Here is a 21,276-nt window from a genome sequence, read left to right on the forward strand (position 1 = left end):
AATGCCGCTATCAGAAATATTTGCGCAGATACTCCGTCAGACAAAGAATCGCCATCGCCTGGCCGTACGGCATCGAGGTGAGCGGAATTTGCCGGTAAAAATCGAGATCGGAGCCCATTCCGGTACCAAACGAGGTTTGCAGCAGTTCCCCCTCTGGTGAAATATGTCGCACAATCCCGCGTATCGCCTTTTCGGCAACCTCGGTGTACTCCGCCCCGACATAACGCTTGCGTATCGCTTTCAGGATGCCGTAAGCGAAGCCCGCCGTCGCTGACGCTTCAAGATAGGAATGCGGATCGTCGAGCAGGGTATGCCAAAGCCCGCTCTCATCCTGACATTTCGCTAACGCGGCAATTTGCGCATTCAGCACCTGTAGCAGATAGCGGCGTACCGCACTGCCCTCTGGCAAATCCACCAGCTCAAGGAAGTCCGGGATCACGATGGTGAGCCAGCTGTTACCTCGCGCCCAGCGCGCACGCGCAAAGTTGTGCCGACCGTCGTAATTCCAGCCGTGGAACCACAGGCCAGTCTCTTTATCCATCAGGTTCTGTACGTGCAGCAAAAACTGATAGGTTGCTTCTTCAATGTACTGCGGACGATTTAGTAATTTACCGATTTTGGCTAGCGGCAGCACCGTCATCATCAGCGTGTCATCCCACATCTGCTGATGGTTCTCTTCCGCCAGGGTAATGTGCTGCATGCCTCCCTGCTCGGTGCGCGGCATCTCATGCATCGCCCACTCGGCCCAGCTATCGAGCCATGGTAGATACTCCTGACGCCCGGTCTCTTCATAGCGATAAGCCAGCGTCAGAAACGGCGCCATGGTATTGACGTTTTTGGTAGTAGCCCCTTCGGCGAAGCGGTCGGCGAACCAGCCGTCAATGATATCGCGCATCGCGATATCGCCGGTTTGTTGATAATACTGGTAGATGCCGTACAGCCCAACGCCGTGGGTCCATTCCCAACCGGCCCAGCCTTTGGTATCGATGACTCGCCCGTCGTCCAGCCGAAGTAAAAACTGCCCGCTTTCATCCTTTATATTCACCAGGTTTTGCGTCACATTACGGATCAATGCCTGAAGCTCACTGCGAGCGATAAAGCGCTCAGGCTGACGCAATAATGGGCTATGTTTGACCGGCCAAACTTTCATGTTCTTAACCTCTGGTATATGTCGAATTCAAAGTGCCGCCCTGATTCAGCGCCGGGGCGGCAGGTTTATTGCGATTCAGGTAACCAATATTGTTATTGCCCCACAGGCAGTCGTAAGGCATTCCCGCCAGCATCTCAACTACCGCGCGGTTTTCCGCCGTCGCCTGCTCGGGCTGTGCGTAACCGATATCACGCATCACCAGCGTCTCGGCGCGGAGCACACTGTGCGTATGTAAATTGAGTTTAAAGCGCAGGGAGACCAGGAAGCCGCAGGCCAGCACCACTAAAGTACCGACGCTAAGGATCAATAGAATGGTGTGACTAACGCCTTCCGGCTGAATTTTTTGCCCGGAAACAAAGCCCGATAATTGCATGATGATACCAACCAGCATCACCGCCCCCGCCTGGGATGCTTTGCGGGTCAGCGTCATAATACCGGCGAAAATGCCCTCCCGACGCTGGCCGGTAATGACTTCGTCGACGTCGGCAATATAGGTGTAGGTATTCCACGGCACGTAATTAATGCCGCCGCGCCCCAGGCCCGCGATCGCGGAAATGAGCAGTAATAATGAATAGACGTCGCTCAGCCCCGCGTAATAGAGCACGGCATAAGAGAGAGAGCTCAAACCAAACAACACCACTACCATGCGGTATGAAGGCGCCGGGCCAAAGCGGATGCAGAGCGGGATCATGGCGATAACCGCGATGAACTGGAAGATAGCCATCGTGCCGAGCAGGTTAGAGGCGACAGAGGCGTCCTGCATCAGCACAAAGACCACGTAATAGGTAAACACGGCGTTGAACACGTCCTGCGCGATATAGCCGCCCAGATACATACCAAGATGCTGGCGGAAGATTTTAATGCGCAGCGTAGAGCTGAGCTCAATAAAGAGGCGATTAAGACTCTGCGCGAGGGTTAAGTTGCGCTTTTCTTCTTCCGCACGTAACGCCGCTTCAGACCACGCTTCCCGCGGGCGTTCCCAGGTGAAAAACCAGACGAAGGTCAGCATTAGCGCGCACAGCACCGAAAAGACCAGGCTTGCGTAAAAAAATGAGCTGGCGTTATCTTTACCCAGTTGGGTGAGCAGGATCCCCGGTAAAAACGAGGCTAAAATCGCCGACATTTGCGCCATGGAAATACGCGCGCCGGAAAATTTGGTTTTCTGTTTGAAATCATCGGTCATCTCCGGCACCAGCGTCTCGTAAGGCACCAGAATCATGGTATAGACAATATCAAACAGCAGATAAGTTGCGAGGTAGTACCAGAATCCCATATCGCCTACCCACATCATTGAGTAGCTAAAAACGCAGGGAATCCCGAGCAAAATAAAAAATTTGCGTCTGCCGAACCGCTTACCCAGCCAGGTAGAGCCAAAGTTATCGGTTAAGAAGCCCATCAGCGGGCTGACGACCGCGTCGAGCACGCGCGCGGTGGCGAAAATGAGCGTCGCCTCAATGGGCGATAGCCCGCAGAAGGTGGTGTAAAAATAGAGTAGCCATGCTGCGGTTAGCGCGGTGGTTCCCGCGCCGAGAAAATCGCCGGAACCATAGGCGAGATAATTAGCCAAACCGATTTTTCGTGTTTTCATCGCCGTAAATCCTGTCTCTTTTTTATTAGATAACTTCGGTCTTACCACGGGCTATACCGAAGTTTTGCGGATACATGGCTACAGTAAGATCATGAAAACCGGCTTACCTTTGCATTTTTGCCAGTACCAATCATTCAGTGGCAAAAAAACAAAGGGCCGGGCAACATGCGTCACCGATTTATAAAACAGCGTTTCTTTTAAAGCAAAAGAGGGAATCATTTTTGCGAGTCAGCTGCCAGAATCTGATACCACACGTTCGCAGAAAGGCGTTTTCAACCGCGCGAATACCCCTTGTGGAAAAATGGAATTAGGAGTAAAGAAAGTAGAAAGGTCCCGTTGCGTATCTCAAGGAGGCTAGATGCCCTACTCTCATCTGTTAGTCGCCGTCGCCCCAACGCCGGAAAGCCGCATGTTGGTCAATAAAGCGGTGTCTATAGCACGTCCGTTCAATGCGCAGGTCAGCCTGATCACTCTGGCTACAGATCCGGAGATGTATAATCAGTTCGCCGCGCCGATGATGGAGAATTTGCGTGAGATTATGCAGGAGGAGACACGTAGCTTTCTTAATGAACTCGCCGCCCAGGCGGAGTATCCCATCAGCAAAATGACTATCGCCAGCGGCGAGCTTTGTCATCACGTGAAGGATTTTTGCCGTCAGCATCACGTCGACCTGGTGATCTGCGGCAACCATAACCAGAGCCTGTTTTCCCGCGCGACCTGTTCAGCGAAGAATATCGTCGGCAGCAGCGGCGTTGATGTGCTGTTGGTTTCCCTGGAATAAGCTGATGCCGAAGCATCAGCCGTTTTGACTACGCGGAGGGAGTAACTACGGTTGGCTGCTGGCAGCTATCTTCATGCGACTTTACCCGCTTTAGATCGGCAACAAACTGCGCCTGCCAGTTATCAATATCATTACTCTCGATCGCCTTGAGCATTTTGCCATGGCGAATAATTCGCTCGGCAAGCGGCATCGTAAGTGCGCGATCCAGCGCCGCCGCCACTTCATCGCGATCGTAGGGGTTGACGATGAGCGCGGAAGTCAGTTCATTAGCCGCGCCAGCGAACTGCGATAACACCAGCACCCCTGGGTTTGCGGGATCCTGTGCGGCGACAAACTCCTTGGCTACGAGGTTCATGCCGTCGCGCAGCGGCGTGACAAGCCCCACGTCGGAATAACGAAATACCTTCATGAGCAGTTTGCGATCGAAATGCTGATTCAGATAATACAGCGGCGTCCACCCCAGTTGACCATAGTGGCCGTTGATTCGTCCGGCGGCCGTTTCCAGCTGATGGCGGATATCCTGATACGCCTGAACATCACCCCGCGAAGTGGGCGCTATCTGGGTATAGCGAATTTTCCCACGATGCTGGGGGTAGTTTTCCAATAGCGCCTCGTAAGCCTGAAAACGCTCCGGCAACCCCTTGGAGTAATCCAGCCGCTCAACGGAAAAAATATTCTTAACGCCTTTTAGTTCAGCTTTCAATTGAGCCAACTTCGGCGGCAACGGCCCGCTGGCGCTGCGCGCGACCTCCTGAGGCTCAATGCTTATCGGATAGACGGCAGTACGGAACGTCTTGCCCCAGGCGCGGTATTGCTGATGCCCCACTTCGCATAAGGTGGTTTGCTGGGCGACGCAATCAACAAATGCCTGTCGGTCATTTTCGGTCTGAAAGCCGAGCAAATCATAATCACAAAGCTGTTCAAGAAGCTCCGCATGTGGAGGTAAGGCGTTGAATATTTCAGGCGTCGGGAACGGAATATGCAGGAAAAAGCCGATGCGGTTCTTCACACCGTTTTTGCGTAATTCGCTGGCAAATGGCAACAGATGATAATCATGAACCCAAATCATATCGTCGTCGGCTAGCAGCGGCAGCAGCTTTTGCGCCACGGCAGCGTTAACGCGTAAATAGCCATCCCAGGCCGGACGCTGAAAATTGACTAAGTCGAGACGATAGTGAAAAGCGGGCCATAGCACCGCATTGGAAAATTGATTGTAGTAGAGTTCGTGGTCTTCTTCGCTCAGGTTGAATGAGGCCCAGGAAATATCCCCCTTACTCACCTTCTTCAACGGCTGGTTATCATCGCCGATTTCCCCACTCCAACCAAACCACGTGCCGCCGCTCGCCTTCAGCGCACCTAAAATGCCCACCGCCAGGCCGCCTGCGCTGGCCTTTTTATCATTCGGCGTTGCAATACGGTTAGATACTACGACTAAACGACCCATGGTCATCCCTCCCGTTAGTGAATACATCCAGGCATTGCGTATTGTCGACGACATGACGTAACCACTGATGTACGGCGGCAACATTTGCCAGCCGCCAGCGCGCCTGTGTGTCGCCTTGTCCAACTTTTATCGATATTCCGCCTAATTGATTAACCATAGTAAAACCCGCCTCATCAGTCAGGTCATCGCCGATAAATACCGGCGTTCGTCCCGCAAAAGGCGCTTCCCGCATAAACGCGGCAATCGCTTCACCTTTGTTGATGCCACGTGGCTTGATCTCTACGACACACTTCCCTTGCTGAATGGCCAGAATCGGATAACGCTGTACGATTTCCTGCGCCAATGCCAGGATGGCGCTCTGGTGTTGTGGCGCCTGGCGATAGTGCAGCGCAAAAGCGATGCCTTTATCTTCCAGTTCACTGCCAGGCAACGTCTGGAGCGCCGACGTTAATGCTTCGCCGACTTCACGGCTGAGCGCCGGCGGTAGTGATACGTCATGTCTTTTTCCATTGATATCGCGGCGTTCAGCCCCGTGGACGCCGGCAAGCGGTAATCGCCAGTGACGGGTAAGTGCATCGAGCTCTGCGAGTGAGCGCCCTGAAATCAATGCCACAGCGTCATGTTGCTGCTGTGCCAGTAATCGCAACATCTGAAGGACGTCTTCGGGGATAACAACCTGATCGGGATGAGGTTTGATATCGGCAAGCGTGCCGTCAAGATCCAGAAAAAAAGCGTGGTTTCCGGTTAGCTCAGGCGGTACAGATATCTGGTCAGCCACCCTGTGTTCCTCCTTATCATGGCCAGCGTTATGCTGGTTGTTAACTAATTGTTAGCCATGTAAGTATAGACAGTGTGACCAGCCTCGCCATTTTTGATAGTCACCGCCAGCGCAGCGGGCGCCGGCGGGACATTAGGAGTAGACTTAAAAGTTGCGCGCAATTAATGCGAACGTTTCGCTTTTTGCTTGTAACGGTCGAAGATAACCGCTGCCAGCAATATTACCCCACGGACCACATATTGCGAGAATGGCGAGATGTTCAGCAGGTTCATCGCATTCTCCACGGTACCCAGGATCAGGATCCCGGCCACCACATAAGAGATCTTACCGATCCCGCCTTTTAGCGAGACGCCGCCCAGGACACAGGCCGAGATCACAATCAGTTCATAACCAATTGAGGTCATAGGCTGCCCGCTGGTCATGCGCGAAGCCAGGATAATCCCCGCCGCCGCCGATACCAGACCTGAAAGAACGAAGATGATGATCTTGGTACGAACAACCGGCACCCCTGCCAGGCGCGCCGCCTCTTCATTGCCCCCTATGGCCAGCGTGTTGCGGCCAAAGGTGGTTTTATTCAGTAGCAGCCCAAAGACGATCAGGCAGGCAACCGTCAGCCAGATAGGCGCCGGCAGACCAAGCCAGTTGGCATAACCCAGGGTGAAGAAACGTTCATCCTCAATGCCAACCGCTTTACCATCGGAAATAATATAGGCCAGCCCGCGGACGATTTGCATGGTAGCCAGAGTTGTGATTAGCGCGTTGATTTTCAAACGCGCAATAACAAAACCATTCACCAGCCCGCTGACCGCCCCCAATAGTAATCCGGCGGCAATACCAATCCACAGACTTTCGGTGAGATTAATAACGACTGCTGTCGTCACACCGGCACAGGCAATGACCGAAGCGACTGACAAATCAAAATCCCCGGAGGCCAGGCAGAACAACATACCGCAGGCAACCATTCCCGACATGGAAATCGCCAGCCCCAGCCCTTTCATATTGACGAAAGAGGCAAAGTTAGGAACAAAGATCACGCAGCCGATGAACAACACGGCGAAGACCACCAGCATACCAAACTGATCCCAGATTCGGCCGAAGCTGAAAGAGGATCGTGCGGCGCTGGGCGTAGTTACAGATGACATCATTCACTCCTTAATCAGGCTACGGCCTGGCTGACTTTAGGCATCGCAAGGCTCAGCGCCTGCTGTTCATTCGCGTCTTCATGCAGCAATTCACCGGCCACTTCACCTTCGCGCATGACGACGATGCGGTCAGCGACGCCGAGCACCTCTGGCAGGTCGCTGGAGGCAAAAACGACCGCCACGCCAGAAGCCGCCAGCGCATAGATAACGTTGTAGATTTCATGCTTTGCGCCAACATCGATGCCGCGGGTCGGTTCATCAAGCAGGATGACCTTCATCTCTTCCGACAACCAGCGACCAAGAATAGCCTTCTGCTGATTACCACCGGAGAGATTCATAATTAACTGTTCAGCTCCTGGGGTTTTGATATTGAGCGATTTGATATGCTGTTCGGCATTACTCGCTTCCCAGGCGTTGTTAATCAGGCAGCCGGCATGAATATGCTTACGTCGCGCGCTGATATTGATGTTGTCGCGCACCGAATGTACCGGAATGATGCCCTCGGCTTTGCGATCCTCCGGACACAGCATCATTCCCGCCTGAATCGCCTGCGCGGGTTTGCGAATGTTTATCGCCTGACCGTCGATATAGACCTGACCGCCGGTAATTCTGCTGCCGCCAAACAGCCCTTTCATTAATTCACTGCGTCCGGCCCCGACCAGACCGAACAAGCCGACGATTTCGCCGCTGCGTACCGATAAACTGATCGGCATTCTGACGCCTGGCGCTTTAACCTGATCCAGTCGTAACCGCTCGCTGCCATATTCACGCGCTTTCCAGCCATAGATATCGCCAAGATTACGCCCCACCATCGCTTGCACGAGGGCATCGTGATCCACCAGCCGCATGTCGTCAAAGGTCCGCACGTAGCGGCCATCTTTAAACACGGTAATAGCATCGCTGAGGGCGAAAATTTCCTCCATACGGTGCGAGACGTAAATAATCACTCGCCCTTCTTCACGCAGTTCGCGGATGACGCGAAACAAATTGTCGATTTCGCGTGCAGAGAGTGAGCTGGTAGGTTCATCGAAAGCGATGATCTTCGCGTTACGCGCCAGCGCCTTGGCGATCTCTACCATCTGCCACTGGCCGATCGACAAATACTTCAGCGGCGTTTCCGGGTCGATATCCAGCCCCAGATGCTCCAGCTGCAGCCGCGCTTCATAGTTCAGCAATGACCGGTTCACAATGCCGCCTTTATGCGGCAACTGGCCCAGATAGATATTCTCCGCCACGGTCATTTCCGGGATCAGATGAAGTTCCTGATAAATAATCGCTACGCCAGCATTCAGCGCAGCGGTAGTATTCGTGAATGCCATTTGTTGGCTATCGATTTGCAAATGCCCGGCGGTTGGAATGTAATTACCGCTGAGAATTTTTAAGAGAGTGGACTTCCCGGCGCCGTTTTCACCCATCAGCGCATGGATCTGCCCGCGATAGCAGTCAAAGCTAATGTCAGACAGTGCTTTAACGCCCGGGAACGTCATGGTGATACCGCGAAATGAGAGATAAGGGGTAGATTGTTGCATAACGACTCCGCTCAACTACGCATAACCTCCCGCCAGCGCGGGAGGCAGAATGAACCCGGCCTTACAGCCCTTTCTTAGCCAACTCTTGCTTAAAGTTGTCGCGGGTAATCAGCACCACGTCCGTCACGGCGGTAAATTTCGGCGGCTCGGTACCTTTGGTCACCCAGTTGTAGAGCATCTCACTAGTTTTATAGCCATGGATATCCGGGCTTGGCAGCAGAGAACCATAGAACCCTGTCGGCTGGGCTTTCGAAAGCTCGTTCACCGCGTCGACGCCGTTAATACCGATGCCGATAACATCCGGCGCTTTAAAGCCCTGGCCTTCAGTTGCCCGTACGCCGCCCAGCACGGTGTTATCGTTCATACCAACAATTAACCAGTGTTTCACCTGCGGATGCTGAACCAGCATGGAGTTGCCAGCATCAAAGGCCCCTGGGATATCATTGGATTTGGTTGGCACGCGATAGATCTGTTTTTCCGGGAACCCCGCTGCTTTCAGTGCGTCAATCGAGCCGGTGGTGCGGCGGCGGGCAGTATCCAGTTCATCGGCGGTAATCGCCATCACGCCGGTATCTTTCACGTCCCAGCCGCGTTTTTGCATCTCTTTATACAATTCCTGCCCCTGACGAGCGCCGATTTCGCTGGCGGCCATCATAACCAGCGGCACGCTCTCCATCGGCTTACCTTTGGCATTAACAAACTGATCGTCGACGGTGATAACTTTCATGTCATAGCCGCGAGCCTTGGCAACAATCGCCGCCCCCAGTTTTGGGTCCGGGGTGCAGATGACAAATCCCTTCGCGCCGCTGGCGGCGAGGCTGTCGATTGCATTAAGCGTTTTTTCACCATCTGGCACCGCGATTTTAATCACCTCAAAGCCCAAATCCTTGCCGGCTTTATCAGCAAATTTCCACTCGGTCTGGAACCAGGGCTCCTCTGGCTGCTTCACCAGGAAACCGAGCTTGAGGGTTTCAGCCATAGCTGATTGTGACATAACCGCCGCGAGACCAATGGCCGCCAGCGCTTTAGTAAATTTGTGCATGGTAAACTCCAGCTTTAATTCGCTTTTCTGTAGGGAAAAATCGGACTTAAATTTTTTATCAGTCTTAAAACAAGGCATTAGAAAAAACGCAATCAACATTGCCGTTGTTAAAATAGTTTTAACTGGAAATTATTTATCCATACGAGAGCGTCATCACACCGCAGAATTACAGTAATTGCGTACATAAATTCAGCAAAAAATGACATAAAAAAAACGCTAATTGTCAGACAATTAGCGTTATGTGTGGCACAATAGTCCATATCACCAGCAGACTTATCCTTGTGGGTTCGCTAACGCCATCCCGGGCTACTCTACCCTTCGATTCTCCGTCAGCTTATACGTTATTCTTCCACTTCTAACAAAAAATGATCTATCACAAGTTCATTATCATCTCGCTATTTCCGAATAATGAATAAGCTATGATCGATATATGAATTTACCGTTAAATCACCTTCATTAATAAAAATTAACTAGCTCTACGAACTATTAAATATAACCATTTAAATTCAATTCGTTACGATTTAAAAACCACAAAAAAGACAATAAAAACAAGCAGTAAAACTGATATTGTAACAAATCGTAAATAACGCATGTTGAGAGTTTTCTTATTCGACATCTAAGGGTATTCTTGATGTATCGGCAGATATAAATAAATAGTCACGTGCAAATGGAATGCACCGTATTTATTTCCTGCCTATTGCGTTGCGCTTGCAAAACTCGCCCGTGAGGCGATGGTAGCGCGTCATACTTCCCATGCGGATAAATAAGGATATTGTTATGGCAGTTCCAGGAATGGTTCAGAAATTAAATACCCAGATTAATCTCGAGTTTCACGCATCAAATGTTTATCTACATTTAGGCGAATGGTGCGCGCAGCAGCGTCTCAACGGCACCGCCACCTTCTTGCGTACCCGAGCTCAATCAAGCGTGACGTTAATGATGCAGGTTTTTGACTATATGAAAAAGGCCGGCGCCTGGCCAATTGTCAAAGCCGATGAAAGCTATCCCCCGCAATGCACAACGCTTGAAGAAGTGTTTGCCAAAACCCTTGAAGAGTATCAGCAACGTAGCAGCATGCTGTCCGGTCTGGCGCAGGAAGCCAAAGCGCAGCGCGATGACACGACGTGGCGTTTTTTGACGCTGCTGGAGAAAGAGCAGCAGCAAGATGGGCTGTTACTACAAACCGTTCTTGAAGAAATACGGACTGCTGATAAAGCCGGGCTCGGTATGGAGCAAACGGACCGCCGACTTCTCAATCTCATCTCGCCTCAACAGCACTAATTGAATCTGGCCGTTTCAGACTGCAACGGCCAGGCAATCAACTTCTCAGAGATAATCTAGTGTGCTTCACCCTGCGGGGTAAACTTCAGCTCAATCAGCGCAATTGCTTTTTGCACTGCGCGCAGCGTCACCGGATCCGCCGAAGCAGGGTTACTCGCAAAATCAATCGCTTTTAACTGCGTCGCCATTTTTTCGCGCACCTCGACCGGGGCGATAACGTCAATCACATCGAGGATCTGTTTGATGACCAGCTGGCATGCGACGACATCGGATACCAACTCATCTTGTTCAGTGAAAGGTTGAGACATTTTTTACTCCTATTTTCAGGAGCGTAATAGTAACCTAAATCGCACCAGATAAAAAAACATGTGCGGGAGCGGCGAAAAGAAAACGTACCGCAAAGATACTTATTCACTTTGCTATGGCAACGAATCAATGGGTACAACAACAATTACGCCGAAAAAAGGCGCTTTTTCCGTCCCGGCATTATTGGTGGCTGGCGCTTTCTTTATGGAGTTTCTCGATGGCACGGTCATCGCTACCGCCCTGCCTGATATGGCGAAGGAGTTTGGCGTAGCGGCGGTCGCGCTCAATATTGGCATCAGCGCCTACCTGATCACCCTCGCGGTGCTGATCCCGGCCAGCGGCTGGATTGCTGACCGCTTCGGCGCGCGGAAAGTGTTTACGCTTGCACTCGCCATTTTTACCCTCGCCTCCGTTTTCTGCGGTTTATCGCGCAACCTCGAAAGCTTTGTGACAATGCGCATTCTACAGGGCGTCGGCGGCGCGCTAATGGTCCCCGTCGGGCGACTGGCGGTGTTGCGCACCACGCCCAAAGATCAGCTCATCAAAGCAATCGCCACGCTAACCTGGCCGGCGTTGGTCGCACCGATAATCGGCCCGCCGCTCGGGGGCTTCATTACCAGTTACGCCAGCTGGCACTGGATCTTTTTTATTAACGTTCCGCTCGGGCTACTGGCGATGGCGCTTTCGCTACGCATCATTCCCAATATCCGTGAAGAAGAACGTCGCCCTTTCGATCTACCCGGTTTTGTGGCGACATCATTGGCAATGATAAGCCTGGTGGCGGCGATGGAACGACTCGGCGACCAACAGCCGCAAAGCTGGCAAACGCTGGCGCTATTGGCGACGGGTATTGGATGTATGGCTTTTGCGCTACGTCATTTCCGCCGCGCCGCCTGGCCAATGGTACGGTTGGACGCTCTGCGGGTTCCTACTTTCCGGGTAACCATGTACGGCGGTTCACTATTTCGCGCCTCGATAAGCGCCGTCCCGTTTCTGCTTCCGCTACTATTCCAGGTAGGGTTCGGTATGGATGCTTTTCATTCCGGGCTACTGGTGCTGGCCGTTTTTGTCGGCAATCTCACTATCAAGCCCGCAACTACGCCGCTCATCCGCTGGTTGGGGTTTCGCCGCTTATTGCTGATTAACGGTGCGCTGAATGTCGCCTCGCTACTTGCCTGCGCGCTGTTAACGCCGCAAACGCCGGTATGGCTGATAATGTTGATCCTCTATCTTGGCGGGGTGTTCCGTTCCATCCAATTTACCGGCGTCAGTACGCTCGCTTTTGCCGACGTTCCTTCCGCCCAGATGAGTTATGCCAATACGCTGTTCAGCACCGCTTCACAGCTGGCGGTTGGGCTCGGAATCACTCTCGGCGCTATCGGCATTCGCATCGGTGAACAGTTGAGCGAGTGGTTTAACCTGACGACGCTACCGGGAATTGATTTCCGTTTGGCGTTTGTCTTTATCGCGCTGATTTGTTTGATAGGGATGATTGATACGCTGCGACTTACGCGAGATGCCGGTAGCACGGTATCCAGTAAAGCACGACCATAACAAACAGGCCCGCATATTGATGCAGGCCTGTTTGAAAAGCCCTATCAGCCAATAACCTGGCGGACAAAAGCTTCGATTTCTTTATCCTGGCAGTTTTCGAAGAAGCATTGCTGGAACCGCGGCCCGGAAACGGCGGTTTTTACCAGTTCCGGATCGATAGCTCGTAAGGTATCAAGATAATTTTCTTTCACCACCGCCGCTTTCACTTTATTCAGAATCCCAGCATTGCGAACCTGCGGCTCTTTACGTTCCGGCGGATAGCCCTCGCCATTACGGCCGGTGAAGGCCTTCTCGAAGATAAAGCGCACGTTAAGCTCCGCCCCCCAGCCAAAGCCTTTAGCAAAAGGCAGCGACAACGCGTTACCGTTGTTGATTTGGGCAAACAGGAAGGCATCCGCCGGGTCAATACAATAACCACAGACCACTCCGGGATGGATGTTCAACGACATCAGCGCCCCCTGCCCGGTTCCACAACCGGTCACCACAAAATCGACCGCTTTGGAATTCAGCAGGATGCTGGCCATGATACCCAGATGGATATAGGTGAGATGATGATCGTGTTCATCGCTCATTCCTACGTTGTAAACCGGGAAGCCTTTTTCATCGGCAACGGCATTAAGCTCGTTGAGAATGATAGCATTTTTGCTGGCCTGGCTGTTTTCCATCATCAGTGCGATTTTCATGCTGAACTCTCCTGAATACTGTCCGGGCGCTGCCCGATATGTGTTAGCGTTATCAGGACTCTACTACTTCATAAATGCTTTTTCAAACTTTATGAAAAGGTGTTTTATAAAAAGCATGACGCTTCACACTTCCAGCCTCACTCGGCCCGACCCTACCGTTCCATGTTCACACCACTTAATATTTGTAGTTTCTCTTTGCGCGATAATTTACGAAATAAATATCAAATTAAAACCATTCTCATTTATTATTATATTGCCAATGCGTTTTATTCCCATTTGCATTTTTACTAATTGATTTTTTTAATTTACTTTTTGCAAATAAATTACTAACAAATTATAGTGACGGCACAATATGATTTAATCTTTATTTCCGGAGTGGACGCCATGCTGAAAGCAGAAATGATCGAAAAACTTAATGAGCAAATGAATCTTGAGCTTTATTCTTCTTTGCTTTATCAGCAGATGAGCGCATGGTGCAGCTACCATAGCTTTGAAGGTGCAGCCGCCTTTCTCCGCCGCCACGCGCAGGAAGAAATGACGCACATGCAGCGCCTGTTCGACTATTTGAACGATACCGGCAGCCTGCCGCGCATTAATGCCATTAGTTCGCCGTTTGCCGAATATGCTTCGCTGGATGAACTGTTCCGCCAGACCTATGAACATGAACAGTTAATTACGCAAAAAATTAATGAACTGGCGCATGCGGCAATGACCAACCAGGATTACCCGACCTTTAATTTCCTGCAATGGTACGTAGCAGAACAGCATGAAGAAGAGAAATTATTCAAATCTGTTATTGATAAACTGACCCTTGCCGGTAAAAGCGGTGAAGGCTTGTACTTTATCGATAAAGAACTGGCAACCCTCGATACGCAAAACTAATTCCCACAGCGGCGGCCTCCCCGGCCGCCGCGCGCTCAATGACGGCAAATTTTACTCTCGCTGGTATTGAAACCCTCTTCAACTGCGATGAATTTTCCTTTCCGCTGCAAAAACGTCACCAGTTGCGCCGCGTCCAGATCCTGCGCCGAACAGGTGTGAAAGCGGGCATCTTCGCCAAATTGTCTCTTAATGGCCGCTTCGAGACTGGCAACGCTGTACGACTCGCCCGATGCGATCATCATCTGCAGTACTTCATGACCATGAATAGATGACATAACTCCTCCTGTAAAGCGTGCAGCATATATCAGCATGCGCCTGGCGGCTTTGCGCCAACGCAGCCTTTTCCGCCCCCATAAATGTAAAGATATAATTACACCAATTGTAACCATCATTTGACGAAATCACTCATTTCACATACTCTGCGCGACATAATTATTCGTTCATTCCTTCATAGATAGAGAAAAGCGTGAAGAACCGCACTCTGGGTAGTATTTTAATCGTTGCCGGTACCACCATTGGCGCCGGTATGTTGGCGATGCCGCTCGCTTCAGCGGGAGTCGGTTTTGGCGTCACCCTGGTATTACTGATCTCGCTGTGGGCGCTGATGTGCTACACCGCCCTGCTGCTGCTGGAGGTTTATCAACATGTCCCTGCGGATATGGGATTAGGCTCACTGGCGGCACGCTATCTCGGCCGTTACGGTCAATGGATTACCGGTTTCTGTATGCTTTTTCTGATGTATGCGCTAACGGCGGCCTACATCAGCGGCGCTGGAGAGCTGCTGGCCTCCAGTCTTAATCAGTGGCTGAACTGGAGCCTACCGCCTTCTGCTGGCGTATTGCTCTTTACCGGCATTGGCGGCGCGGTGGTGTGCATCGGTACTTCTCTGGTCGATCTGTTTAACCGCTTTTTATTTAGCGCCAAAATTATCTTCCTCGCGGTGATGCTGGTGCTGCTGCTGCCCCATATTCACCAGATAAATCTTCTGACGCTGCCGCTACAGCAGGGCCTGGCGCTATCCGCTATTCCGGTGATTTTCACCTCGTTTGGTTTTCACGGTAGTATTCCCAGCATCGTTAGCTACCTGAATGGCGATATTCGCAAACTGCGCCGCGTGTTTATCATCGGTAGCTTTATTCCGCTGGTAGCCTACATCTTCTGGCAACTCGCCACGCTTGGCAGCATTGACTCTCCGGCCTTTACCGCCGTGCTGGCGAAGAACTCCGGCCTGAACGGCCTGCTGGCAGCGATCCGCGATGTTGTCGCCTCGCCGCATGTAGAGGTGGCGGTACATCTGTTTGCCGATTTCGCCCTGGCGACGTCTTTCCTCGGCGTCGCACTGGGTTTGTTTGATTACCTTGCTGATTTGTTCCAACGTAAAAATACGCCTGCCGGGCGTGTTCAGAGCGGCGTCATCACTTTCCTGCCGCCGCTGGCGTTCGCCCTGTTTTATCCGCAAGGTTTCGTGATGGCGCTGGGGTACGCCGGCGTGGCGCTCGCCGTACTGGCGCTGATGCTGCCATCATTGTTGGTAATGAAGAGCCGAAAACTGCACCCGCAGGCGACATGGCGTGTACCGGGCGGCTCGATTGCGCTATGGCTGGTATTGGGCTGTGGAGTGGCGATTGTGGCCATTCAATTCGGCATTGTGGCGGGATTACTCCCCGCGGTGGGATAACAAAAGGGGCCATTTGGCCCCTTTTTTATTTAGCTAAGCAACACTGCTTATACTTTTTGCCGCTACCGCAGGGGCAAGGATCATTACGCCCCACCTTGGTCTCATTTCTTACCGGTTGCTGCACGGCCGTCGGCTGAGCATTTTCCATCCAGTAATTATATAAAGCCAGCGCAGCGGGCTTGATGCTATCAACGCTTTCGACAAATTCATCCGCGGTCAGCGTATCGAGCGCTTCGAAACGTTCTTCCGTTCCGTGCAGCGCAATGGCATCGAGCTGTGGCTGCAGTTCTGCAGGTAACGTCGACCAGTCGCACAGCGCAACGCCACGCATATAGCCAAAGCACCACTCTTCAACGATGGTCAGCTCCTGGCCTTCAAACTCGCGGGTGCCGAACAGGGGGTCAAATTGCTCCGGGTAGTCGGCCAAACGTTCGGCGATGTCGCTCATATGCTGCAGCGTCAGGTTGACGAAACGATCGCGTTCACGATCGTTAGCCCAGCGCGGCACGTTATCCGCTCCACCCCAGATAGCCAGCAGCCACTGCGCGGGTTCGATTTCACTCGGCCCGGATAAGATAGCCGTCAACAGACCATCAAGTTCGGAGACATCAAGGATGGCACCCTCGGTGGCATATTTCGACAGGATCTCATCCAGCCACTCAAGTTCACTTTCGTTCAGGGGTCCGGTTTTCATTACAGGCTCATGATGGTAGAAAAATGGCGCTTACAGTAGCGAAAATGGGAGGAGAAAACCACCCGCTCTCGCTCACACAGGTGAATTTATTAACGCCGGCAGACCCGGCGGCGCATCAATTACATATCTTTAATGATATTAGCACGCATCACTTCGTATTCACTTGCGCTTATAACGCCCTCATCGAGCATTTTCTTAGCCTGTGCCAGGCGCTCTCTGACATCATCCGCGGCAGAACTCTTGCCCATCGTATTACCGCCGCTGTTGTCATCGTTCTGTTCATCACCAAAGCGATTACTGCCAATAGTGCCACGGGTGAAAATCATCCAAATCGACATTATCAACGCGGCCAGGCCGCCCAGCGCGATCACCCATACCCATACTGCGGCTCTGCCCTCTTCGACGGTAGCGGCAATACCAATCAGACCAATTAGCATAATGCCGTACGGCGCCAGCAACCACCAGCCGGATTTGTTGAGATCGTGCAGACGGCGCACCGCAACCGCGATCCCCGGAATGATAATAATTAACCCGAAGATACCGCCAACGACGGGGATCAATCCCAGGATCGCGGACAATATAAAGTTAGCAATGGTAAAAACCACATATTCCTGGCGCGCGGAGCGGCCGCGGAAAGTGGCGTATTTTCGAAAACAGTTCCCGTAGCTTTCAAGCAACGTGGCCATAAGATCCCTCATATATAATTATCATTGCCATTAAGGCGTCACATACCCAAAGGATATCAATACAGCGTTAACATTAACGTCAGTGATATATTACCTTAAATGGTTTGCAAATTTCCTGATAAAAATAGGTAAGGGAAACGCGGTAGATTTCAGCGTATTCATGACCGATTTATAGCGCTCAAAGCCTAACCCGGCTGGTGGGAAGGATGTCAAAAAAGGACAATTCAGAAATGAAAAAACCACCCGGAGGTGGTTTCACGACACTGCTTATTGCTTTGATTATTCTACTTTATCCCAATGGTACCCGGAGTGGGACTTGAACCCACACAGCGCGAACGCCGAGGGATTTTAAATCCCTTGTGTCTACCGATTCCACCATCCGGGCTCGGGATATAAAGTGGAGGCGCGTTCCGGAGTCGAACCGGACTAGACGGATTTGCAATCCGCTACATAACCGCTTTGCTAACGCGCCTTTAATACCTAAACACCCGCTACTGCCGATGCTTTCAATTTGGAGCGGGAAACGAGACTCGAACTCGCGACCCCGACCTTGGCAAGGTCGTGCTCTACCAACTGAGCTATTCCCGCATCATCAAGTAGATTAGGTAATCACTTGATTTTGTTATCGTCTGGAAGACTGTGCCGCCGTTCGATGCGTTGCATTCTACTTATCTCACGCGGTGAGTCAACGGTATTTTTCGCAACTTCGTCTCGTTTGCTGAAATTTGCGTCGAAACGATCACTGTTCAAGCAAATCGCCGCGTGCAGCGTTCAAATATTGCAGCATTGACCACAGCGTCAACACCGCAGCAACCATGAACAGAACGATACCTGCCCACTCCACCCACATATTCGGCCGCCACAGCATCCAGACCAGCGCCGCCATCTGAGCTGTCGTTTTCACTTTACCAATCCATGATACGGCTACGCTGCTGCGTTTACCCAGCTCTGCCATCCACTCGCGCAGAGCAGAAATAATAATTTCACGCGCGATCATCGTCGCTGCCGGCAATGTCACCCACCAGGTGTGGTAGTGTTCGGCAACCAGCACCATGGCAATCGCCACCATTACTTTATCCGCGACTGGATCAAGGAAAGCGCCAAAACGCGTGCTTTGGTTCCAGCGACGCGCCAGATAGCCATCGAACCAGTCGGTAACGGCAGCCACAAAGAAAATTAACGCGCAAACGAAAGGTGCCCAGCTGAAAGGCAGATAAAACGCCAGCACGAAAAACGGTATCAGAATAACGCGAAACAGAGTGAGCAACGTCGGAATATTAAATTGCATGGTAACGGGTAACTATATGTTGTAAGTGTAAATTAGCCCTATGGTGCTACAGAGCCCCTAATGTTTCAACGAGTAGAAGATCTTTTCTGCCAGTCCGTGAGATATACCCGGTACTTGCGCAATTTCTTCTACACTGGCCTTCTGCAAACCCTGCAGACCGCCCATATACTTCAACAACATCTGTCGGCGTTTCGGGCCAACGCCTTCAATCGTCTCAAGAGTACTGGTACTTTTCACTTTCGCCCGTTTTTTACGGTGCCCTGAGATAGCATGATCGTGCGATTCATCGCGAATGTGCTGGATAACATGTAAAGCAGGAGAATCCGGCGGCAGACTAAAGCCCTCGCCTTCTGGTTCAAAGAATAAGGTCTCCAACCCGGCTTTACGATCGCTCCCCTTCGCCACCCCCAGTAGCAGAGGATGATTTTTATCCCACGGTACGTCCAGTTCGGCAAAAACGGCTTTGGCCTGGCCAAGCTGGCCTTTACCACCGTCGATCAGGATAACGTCAGGGATTTTGTTCTCTTCTATAGCTTTACCGTAGCGGCGGCGTAACACCTGATTCATTGCCGCGTAATCATCACCAGGGGTAATACCGGTAATATTGTAGCGGCGGTATTCTGCCCGCAGCGGACCATTGCTATCGAACACCACACAGGAAGCGACGGTTTGCTCCCCCATGGTGTGGCTGATATCAAAACACTCCATCCGCTTTACAGCTGGCAGTTTCAGCAACGTTGCCAACGCCTGCAAACGTTGGCTGACCGTTGATTGCTGTGAAAGCCTGGTGGTCAGCGCGACGGCGGCGTTGGTGCGCGCCAGTTTCAAATAGCGCGCGCGATCGCCGCGGGGTTTGGTCTGCACATTCACCCGACGACCGGCCAGTTCGGAAAGCGAATCGGCAAGCAGGGTTTTATCGCCCAGGTTGAAATCGAGTAAAATTTCCCCCGGTAAGGTTCGCATCTGGCTGCCCTGCAGGTAGAACTGCCCCACGAAGGTTTCCACGACCTCACCCAACTCGGTACCACCCGGAACTTTCGGGAAATAACTGCGGCTACCAAGCACCTTGCCCTGGCGAATAAACAGCACATGCACGCAGGCCATTCCGGCATCAAAAGCCACGCCGATAACATCCAGATCGTCGCCGGTATTGGAAACGAACTGTTTCTCAGTCACCCGGCGTACCGCCTGGATCTGATCGCGAATACGGGCGGCTTCTTCAAATTCCAGCGCCTGGCTGGCCTTTTCCATCCGGGAAATCAGTTGCGTCAATACCTGGTCGTCTTTGCCCGCGAGAAACAGCCTTACGTATTCTACCTGCTGCTCATACTCTTCTTCACTCACCAGCCCGGCGACGCACGGCCCTAAACAACGACCGATTTGATATTGCAGACAAGGACGCGAACGGTTGCGATAGACGCTGTTTTCACACTGGCGAATGGGGAAGATTTTTTGCAACAGCGCGAGCGTTTCGCGAACTGCGTAACCGTTAGGGAACGGACCAAAATATTCGCCTTTGGCGTGTTTAGCACCGCGGTGCATCGCCAGTCGCGGATGGGTGTCGCCGCTGAGAAAAATAAAAGGATAAGATTTATCGTCGCGCAGCAGCACGTTGTAACGTGGTTGATATAGCTTGATGTAGTTATGCTCAAGCAATAACGCTTCCGTTTCGGTATGGGTAACGGTTACGTCAATTTGCGCGATCAGCGCCACCAGAGCCTCGGTTTTACGCGAAGCCAGGTTGCTGCGAAAATAGCTGCTAAGCCGCTTTTTCAGGTCTTTAGCTTTACCAACATAAATGACGGTACCGCCGGCATCATACATACGATAAACGCCCGGTTGGCTGGTAACCGTCTTGAGGAAAGCTTTTGCGTCAAAAACATCACTCACTGACTTGCTAACGACTCCGCATTGCACAGGCCATGGCGAATTGCCAGGTGAGTTAGTTCCACGTCACCATGAATGTTTAGTTTACTGAACATTCGGTAACGATAGCTATTCACCGTCTTGGGACTCAGGTTTAACTGTTCTGAGATCTCATTGACCTTTTGGCCCTTGGTGATCATCAGCATAATCTGCAATTCGCGTTCAGACAAACTGGCAAACGGCGATTCCGTTTTTTCCGGTTCAATTTGACTGAGCGCCATCTGTTGGGCGATGTCGGAAGCGATGTAACGCTGACCCGAAGCAACGCAACGAATCGCATTGACCACTTCCTGCGGGGCTGCGCCTTTACTTAAGTAACCGGCGGCGCCAGCTTGCATGACCTTCGCAGGCAGCGGATTCTCAGTATGTACGGTCAACATGATCACTTTGGTATCGACAATAGCGCGCGCAATTTTACGCGTTGCTTCAAGCCCCCCGATACCCGGCATGTTCATATCCATCAGGACCACGTCCACAGGATTCGCACGGCACCACTTCACGGCATCCTCGCCGCAGCAGGCCTCACCGACAACTTTAATCCCTTTTATATCTTCCAGAATGCGTCGTATCCCTGCGCGCACTAGTTCGTGGTCATCAACAAGAAGTACGTTGATCAAAGGAATAATCTCCAGAATTAGGGATAACGCTACTGATAGTTTATCTCACATATATTACCGGGTTTTATCGTAACTTTAAAAGCCCAAAAAGTGTCCTGGAGAAGATTTCTCTCCCATTTATGGCAATTTGTCTCCACACCAGGTGGAAACCTATACAGAACATATAGTTGGATTATGTTTCTTTTTTAACATTCGCCCTACAGAAGGAGCAAAAAAAGCAACAGAAC

20 protein-coding genes and 3 tRNA genes are annotated in these 21,276 nt (G+C 51.7%); 5 read left to right on the forward strand and 18 right to left on the reverse strand.

Features of this window, described 5'->3' with window-relative positions:
- Positions 1–10: 10 nt before the first annotated feature.
- Positions 11–1,150 carry a glycoside hydrolase family 88/105 protein gene (locus tag PGQ95_RS12245; protein ID WP_430918243.1) on the reverse strand — a complete coding sequence of 380 codons (1,140 nt, stop codon included), beginning with the start codon at positions 1,148–1,150 and terminating at the stop codon, positions 11–13.
- Positions 1,151–1,154: 4 nt separating this feature from the next.
- Positions 1,155–2,738 (reverse strand): MFS transporter, encoded by a 1,584-nt coding sequence (locus PGQ95_RS12250; protein ID WP_032714837.1) that lies wholly within the window; start codon positions 2,736–2,738, stop codon positions 1,155–1,157.
- 358 nt (positions 2,739–3,096) lie between these two features.
- Between PGQ95_RS12250 and uspC the strand changes: the two genes are divergently transcribed.
- The gene (uspC, locus tag PGQ95_RS12255) at positions 3,097–3,519 is read left to right on the forward strand and encodes a universal stress protein UspC (RefSeq protein WP_113373562.1); all 423 of its coding nucleotides are present in this window, start codon (positions 3,097–3,099) and stop codon (positions 3,517–3,519) included.
- A gap of 28 nt (positions 3,520–3,547) precedes the next feature.
- Here the strand turns inward: uspC and otsA are convergent, their stop codons facing one another.
- The 5 genes from otsA to PGQ95_RS12280 form a co-directional block, all read right to left on the reverse strand.
- Entirely contained in the window at positions 3,548–4,963 is a 1,416-nt protein-coding gene (gene otsA, locus PGQ95_RS12260) for an alpha,alpha-trehalose-phosphate synthase (protein WP_113373561.1), read from the reverse strand.
- The gene (gene otsB / locus PGQ95_RS12265) at positions 4,938–5,741 is read right to left on the reverse strand and encodes a trehalose-phosphatase (RefSeq protein WP_113373560.1); all 804 of its coding nucleotides are present in this window, start codon (positions 5,739–5,741) and stop codon (positions 4,938–4,940) included. The genes otsA and otsB overlap by 26 nt, the downstream gene beginning before the upstream one ends.
- A 161-nt stretch (positions 5,742–5,902) precedes the next feature.
- Complete coding sequence (gene araH, locus PGQ95_RS12270) at positions 5,903–6,883, reverse strand: L-arabinose ABC transporter permease AraH (protein ID WP_045390289.1); 981 nt, start codon at positions 6,881–6,883, stop codon at positions 5,903–5,905.
- Positions 6,884–6,897: 14 nt separating this feature from the next.
- On the reverse strand, positions 6,898–8,412 hold the full coding sequence (gene araG / locus PGQ95_RS12275) for an L-arabinose ABC transporter ATP-binding protein AraG (RefSeq protein WP_087860526.1): 1,515 nt from the start codon (positions 8,410–8,412) through the stop codon (positions 6,898–6,900).
- A 61-nt stretch (positions 8,413–8,473) separates the two neighbouring features.
- Complete coding sequence (locus PGQ95_RS12280) at positions 8,474–9,454, reverse strand: arabinose ABC transporter substrate-binding protein (RefSeq protein ID WP_087860664.1); 981 nt, start codon at positions 9,452–9,454, stop codon at positions 8,474–8,476.
- 777 nt (positions 9,455–10,231) lie between these two features.
- Here PGQ95_RS12280 and PGQ95_RS12285 point away from each other — a divergent pair.
- Complete coding sequence (locus PGQ95_RS12285) at positions 10,232–10,735, forward strand: non-heme ferritin-like protein (protein WP_032711938.1); 504 nt, start codon at positions 10,232–10,234, stop codon at positions 10,733–10,735.
- 56 nt (positions 10,736–10,791) lie between these two features.
- On the opposite strand, the gene PGQ95_RS12290 is transcribed toward PGQ95_RS12285, so the two are convergent.
- Positions 10,792–11,043: a DUF2766 family protein gene (locus PGQ95_RS12290; protein WP_015365964.1), complete on the reverse strand. Its 252-nt coding sequence runs from the start codon at positions 11,041–11,043 to the stop codon at positions 10,792–10,794.
- Between the two features lie 127 nt (positions 11,044–11,170).
- Between PGQ95_RS12290 and PGQ95_RS12295 the strand changes: the two genes are divergently transcribed.
- Entirely contained in the window at positions 11,171–12,595 is a 1,425-nt protein-coding gene (locus PGQ95_RS12295) for an MFS transporter (protein WP_430918245.1), read from the forward strand.
- A gap of 44 nt (positions 12,596–12,639) precedes the next feature.
- Here the strand turns inward: PGQ95_RS12295 and PGQ95_RS12300 are convergent, their stop codons facing one another.
- Positions 12,640–13,278, reverse strand: coding sequence for an RpiB/LacA/LacB family sugar-phosphate isomerase (locus PGQ95_RS12300; protein WP_430918247.1), 639 nt, complete (start codon positions 13,276–13,278; stop codon positions 12,640–12,642).
- 384 nt (positions 13,279–13,662) lie between these two features.
- On the opposite strand from PGQ95_RS12300, the gene ftnA reads away from it, so the two are divergent.
- Complete coding sequence (gene ftnA, locus PGQ95_RS12305; protein WP_430918249.1) at positions 13,663–14,160, forward strand: non-heme ferritin; 498 nt, start codon at positions 13,663–13,665, stop codon at positions 14,158–14,160.
- A 35-nt stretch (positions 14,161–14,195) separates the two neighbouring features.
- Here the strand turns inward: ftnA and PGQ95_RS12310 are convergent, their stop codons facing one another.
- Positions 14,196–14,435: a YecH family metal-binding protein gene (locus PGQ95_RS12310; protein WP_047037243.1), complete on the reverse strand. Its 240-nt coding sequence runs from the start codon at positions 14,433–14,435 to the stop codon at positions 14,196–14,198.
- Between the two features lie 191 nt (positions 14,436–14,626).
- Between PGQ95_RS12310 and tyrP the strand changes: the two genes are divergently transcribed.
- Positions 14,627–15,838: a tyrosine transporter TyrP gene (gene tyrP / locus PGQ95_RS12315; protein ID WP_113373557.1), complete on the forward strand. Its 1,212-nt coding sequence runs from the start codon at positions 14,627–14,629 to the stop codon at positions 15,836–15,838.
- Positions 15,839–15,863: 25 nt separating this feature from the next.
- Here the strand turns inward: tyrP and PGQ95_RS12320 are convergent, their stop codons facing one another.
- The 8 genes from PGQ95_RS12320 to uvrY all read right to left on the reverse strand — a co-directional run bounded on the left by PGQ95_RS12320 (position 15,864) and on the right by uvrY (position 21,049).
- The gene (locus PGQ95_RS12320; RefSeq protein ID WP_015705973.1) at positions 15,864–16,532 is read right to left on the reverse strand and encodes a YecA family protein; all 669 of its coding nucleotides are present in this window, start codon (positions 16,530–16,532) and stop codon (positions 15,864–15,866) included.
- A gap of 119 nt (positions 16,533–16,651) precedes the next feature.
- Positions 16,652–17,218, reverse strand: a complete 567-nt coding sequence (locus PGQ95_RS12325) for a DUF805 domain-containing protein (RefSeq protein ID WP_087860523.1) — start codon at positions 17,216–17,218, stop codon at positions 16,652–16,654.
- Between the two features lie 298 nt (positions 17,219–17,516).
- A tRNA-Leu gene (locus PGQ95_RS12330) sits at positions 17,517–17,603 on the reverse strand.
- Between the two features lie 13 nt (positions 17,604–17,616).
- A tRNA-Cys gene (locus PGQ95_RS12335) sits at positions 17,617–17,690 on the reverse strand.
- Between the two features lie 40 nt (positions 17,691–17,730).
- Positions 17,731–17,806 (reverse strand) — tRNA-Gly (locus PGQ95_RS12340).
- A 151-nt stretch (positions 17,807–17,957) separates the two neighbouring features.
- Positions 17,958–18,506 carry a CDP-diacylglycerol--glycerol-3-phosphate 3-phosphatidyltransferase gene (gene pgsA / locus PGQ95_RS12345; RefSeq protein ID WP_045390257.1) on the reverse strand — a complete coding sequence of 183 codons (549 nt, stop codon included), beginning with the start codon at positions 18,504–18,506 and terminating at the stop codon, positions 17,958–17,960.
- Between the two features lie 57 nt (positions 18,507–18,563).
- Positions 18,564–20,396: an excinuclease ABC subunit UvrC gene (gene uvrC / locus PGQ95_RS12350; RefSeq protein WP_087860522.1), complete on the reverse strand. Its 1,833-nt coding sequence runs from the start codon at positions 20,394–20,396 to the stop codon at positions 18,564–18,566.
- Complete coding sequence (gene uvrY / locus PGQ95_RS12355) at positions 20,393–21,049, reverse strand: UvrY/SirA/GacA family response regulator transcription factor (protein WP_087860521.1); 657 nt, start codon at positions 21,047–21,049, stop codon at positions 20,393–20,395. The genes uvrC and uvrY overlap by 4 nt, the downstream gene beginning before the upstream one ends.
- Between the last annotated feature and the right edge of the window lie 227 nt (positions 21,050–21,276).

Source organism: Klebsiella sp. 141240 (assembly GCF_050600805.1).
Classification (GTDB): Bacteria; Pseudomonadota; Gammaproteobacteria; order Enterobacterales; family Enterobacteriaceae; genus Klebsiella; species Klebsiella aerogenes.

Coding starts and splice junctions, on each gene's coding strand:
- PGQ95_RS12325 (WP_087860523.1), bottom strand. CDS start 17,218: ATGGCCACGTTGCTTGAAAGCTACGGGAACTGTTTTCGAAAATACGCC.
- PGQ95_RS12250 (WP_032714837.1), bottom strand. CDS start 2,738: ATGAAAACACGAAAAATCGGTTTGGCTAATTATCTCGCCTATGGTTCC.
- araG (WP_087860526.1), bottom strand. CDS start 8,412: ATGCAACAATCTACCCCTTATCTCTCATTTCGCGGTATCACCATGACG.
- PGQ95_RS12245 (WP_430918243.1), bottom strand. CDS start 1,150: ATGAAAGTTTGGCCGGTCAAACATAGCCCATTATTGCGTCAGCCTGAG.
- PGQ95_RS12300 (WP_430918247.1), bottom strand. CDS start 13,278: ATGAAAATCGCACTGATGATGGAAAACAGCCAGGCCAGCAAAAATGCT.
- PGQ95_RS12320 (WP_015705973.1), bottom strand. CDS start 16,532: ATGAAAACCGGACCCCTGAACGAAAGTGAACTTGAGTGGCTGGATGAG.
- ftnA (WP_430918249.1), top strand. CDS start 13,663: ATGCTGAAAGCAGAAATGATCGAAAAACTTAATGAGCAAATGAATCTT.
- PGQ95_RS12280 (WP_087860664.1), bottom strand. CDS start 9,454: ATGCACAAATTTACTAAAGCGCTGGCGGCCATTGGTCTCGCGGCGGTT.
- araH (WP_045390289.1), bottom strand. CDS start 6,883: ATGTCATCTGTAACTACGCCCAGCGCCGCACGATCCTCTTTCAGCTTC.
- pgsA (WP_045390257.1), bottom strand. CDS start 18,506: ATGCAATTTAATATTCCGACGTTGCTCACTCTGTTTCGCGTTATTCTG.
- PGQ95_RS12290 (WP_015365964.1), bottom strand. CDS start 11,043: ATGTCTCAACCTTTCACTGAACAAGATGAGTTGGTATCCGATGTCGTC.
- PGQ95_RS12310 (WP_047037243.1), bottom strand. CDS start 14,435: ATGTCATCTATTCATGGTCATGAAGTACTGCAGATGATGATCGCATCG.
- uspC (WP_113373562.1), top strand. CDS start 3,097: ATGCCCTACTCTCATCTGTTAGTCGCCGTCGCCCCAACGCCGGAAAGC.
- PGQ95_RS12295 (WP_430918245.1), top strand. CDS start 11,171: ATGGGTACAACAACAATTACGCCGAAAAAAGGCGCTTTTTCCGTCCCG.
- otsA (WP_113373561.1), bottom strand. CDS start 4,963: ATGGGTCGTTTAGTCGTAGTATCTAACCGTATTGCAACGCCGAATGAT.
- PGQ95_RS12285 (WP_032711938.1), top strand. CDS start 10,232: ATGGCAGTTCCAGGAATGGTTCAGAAATTAAATACCCAGATTAATCTC.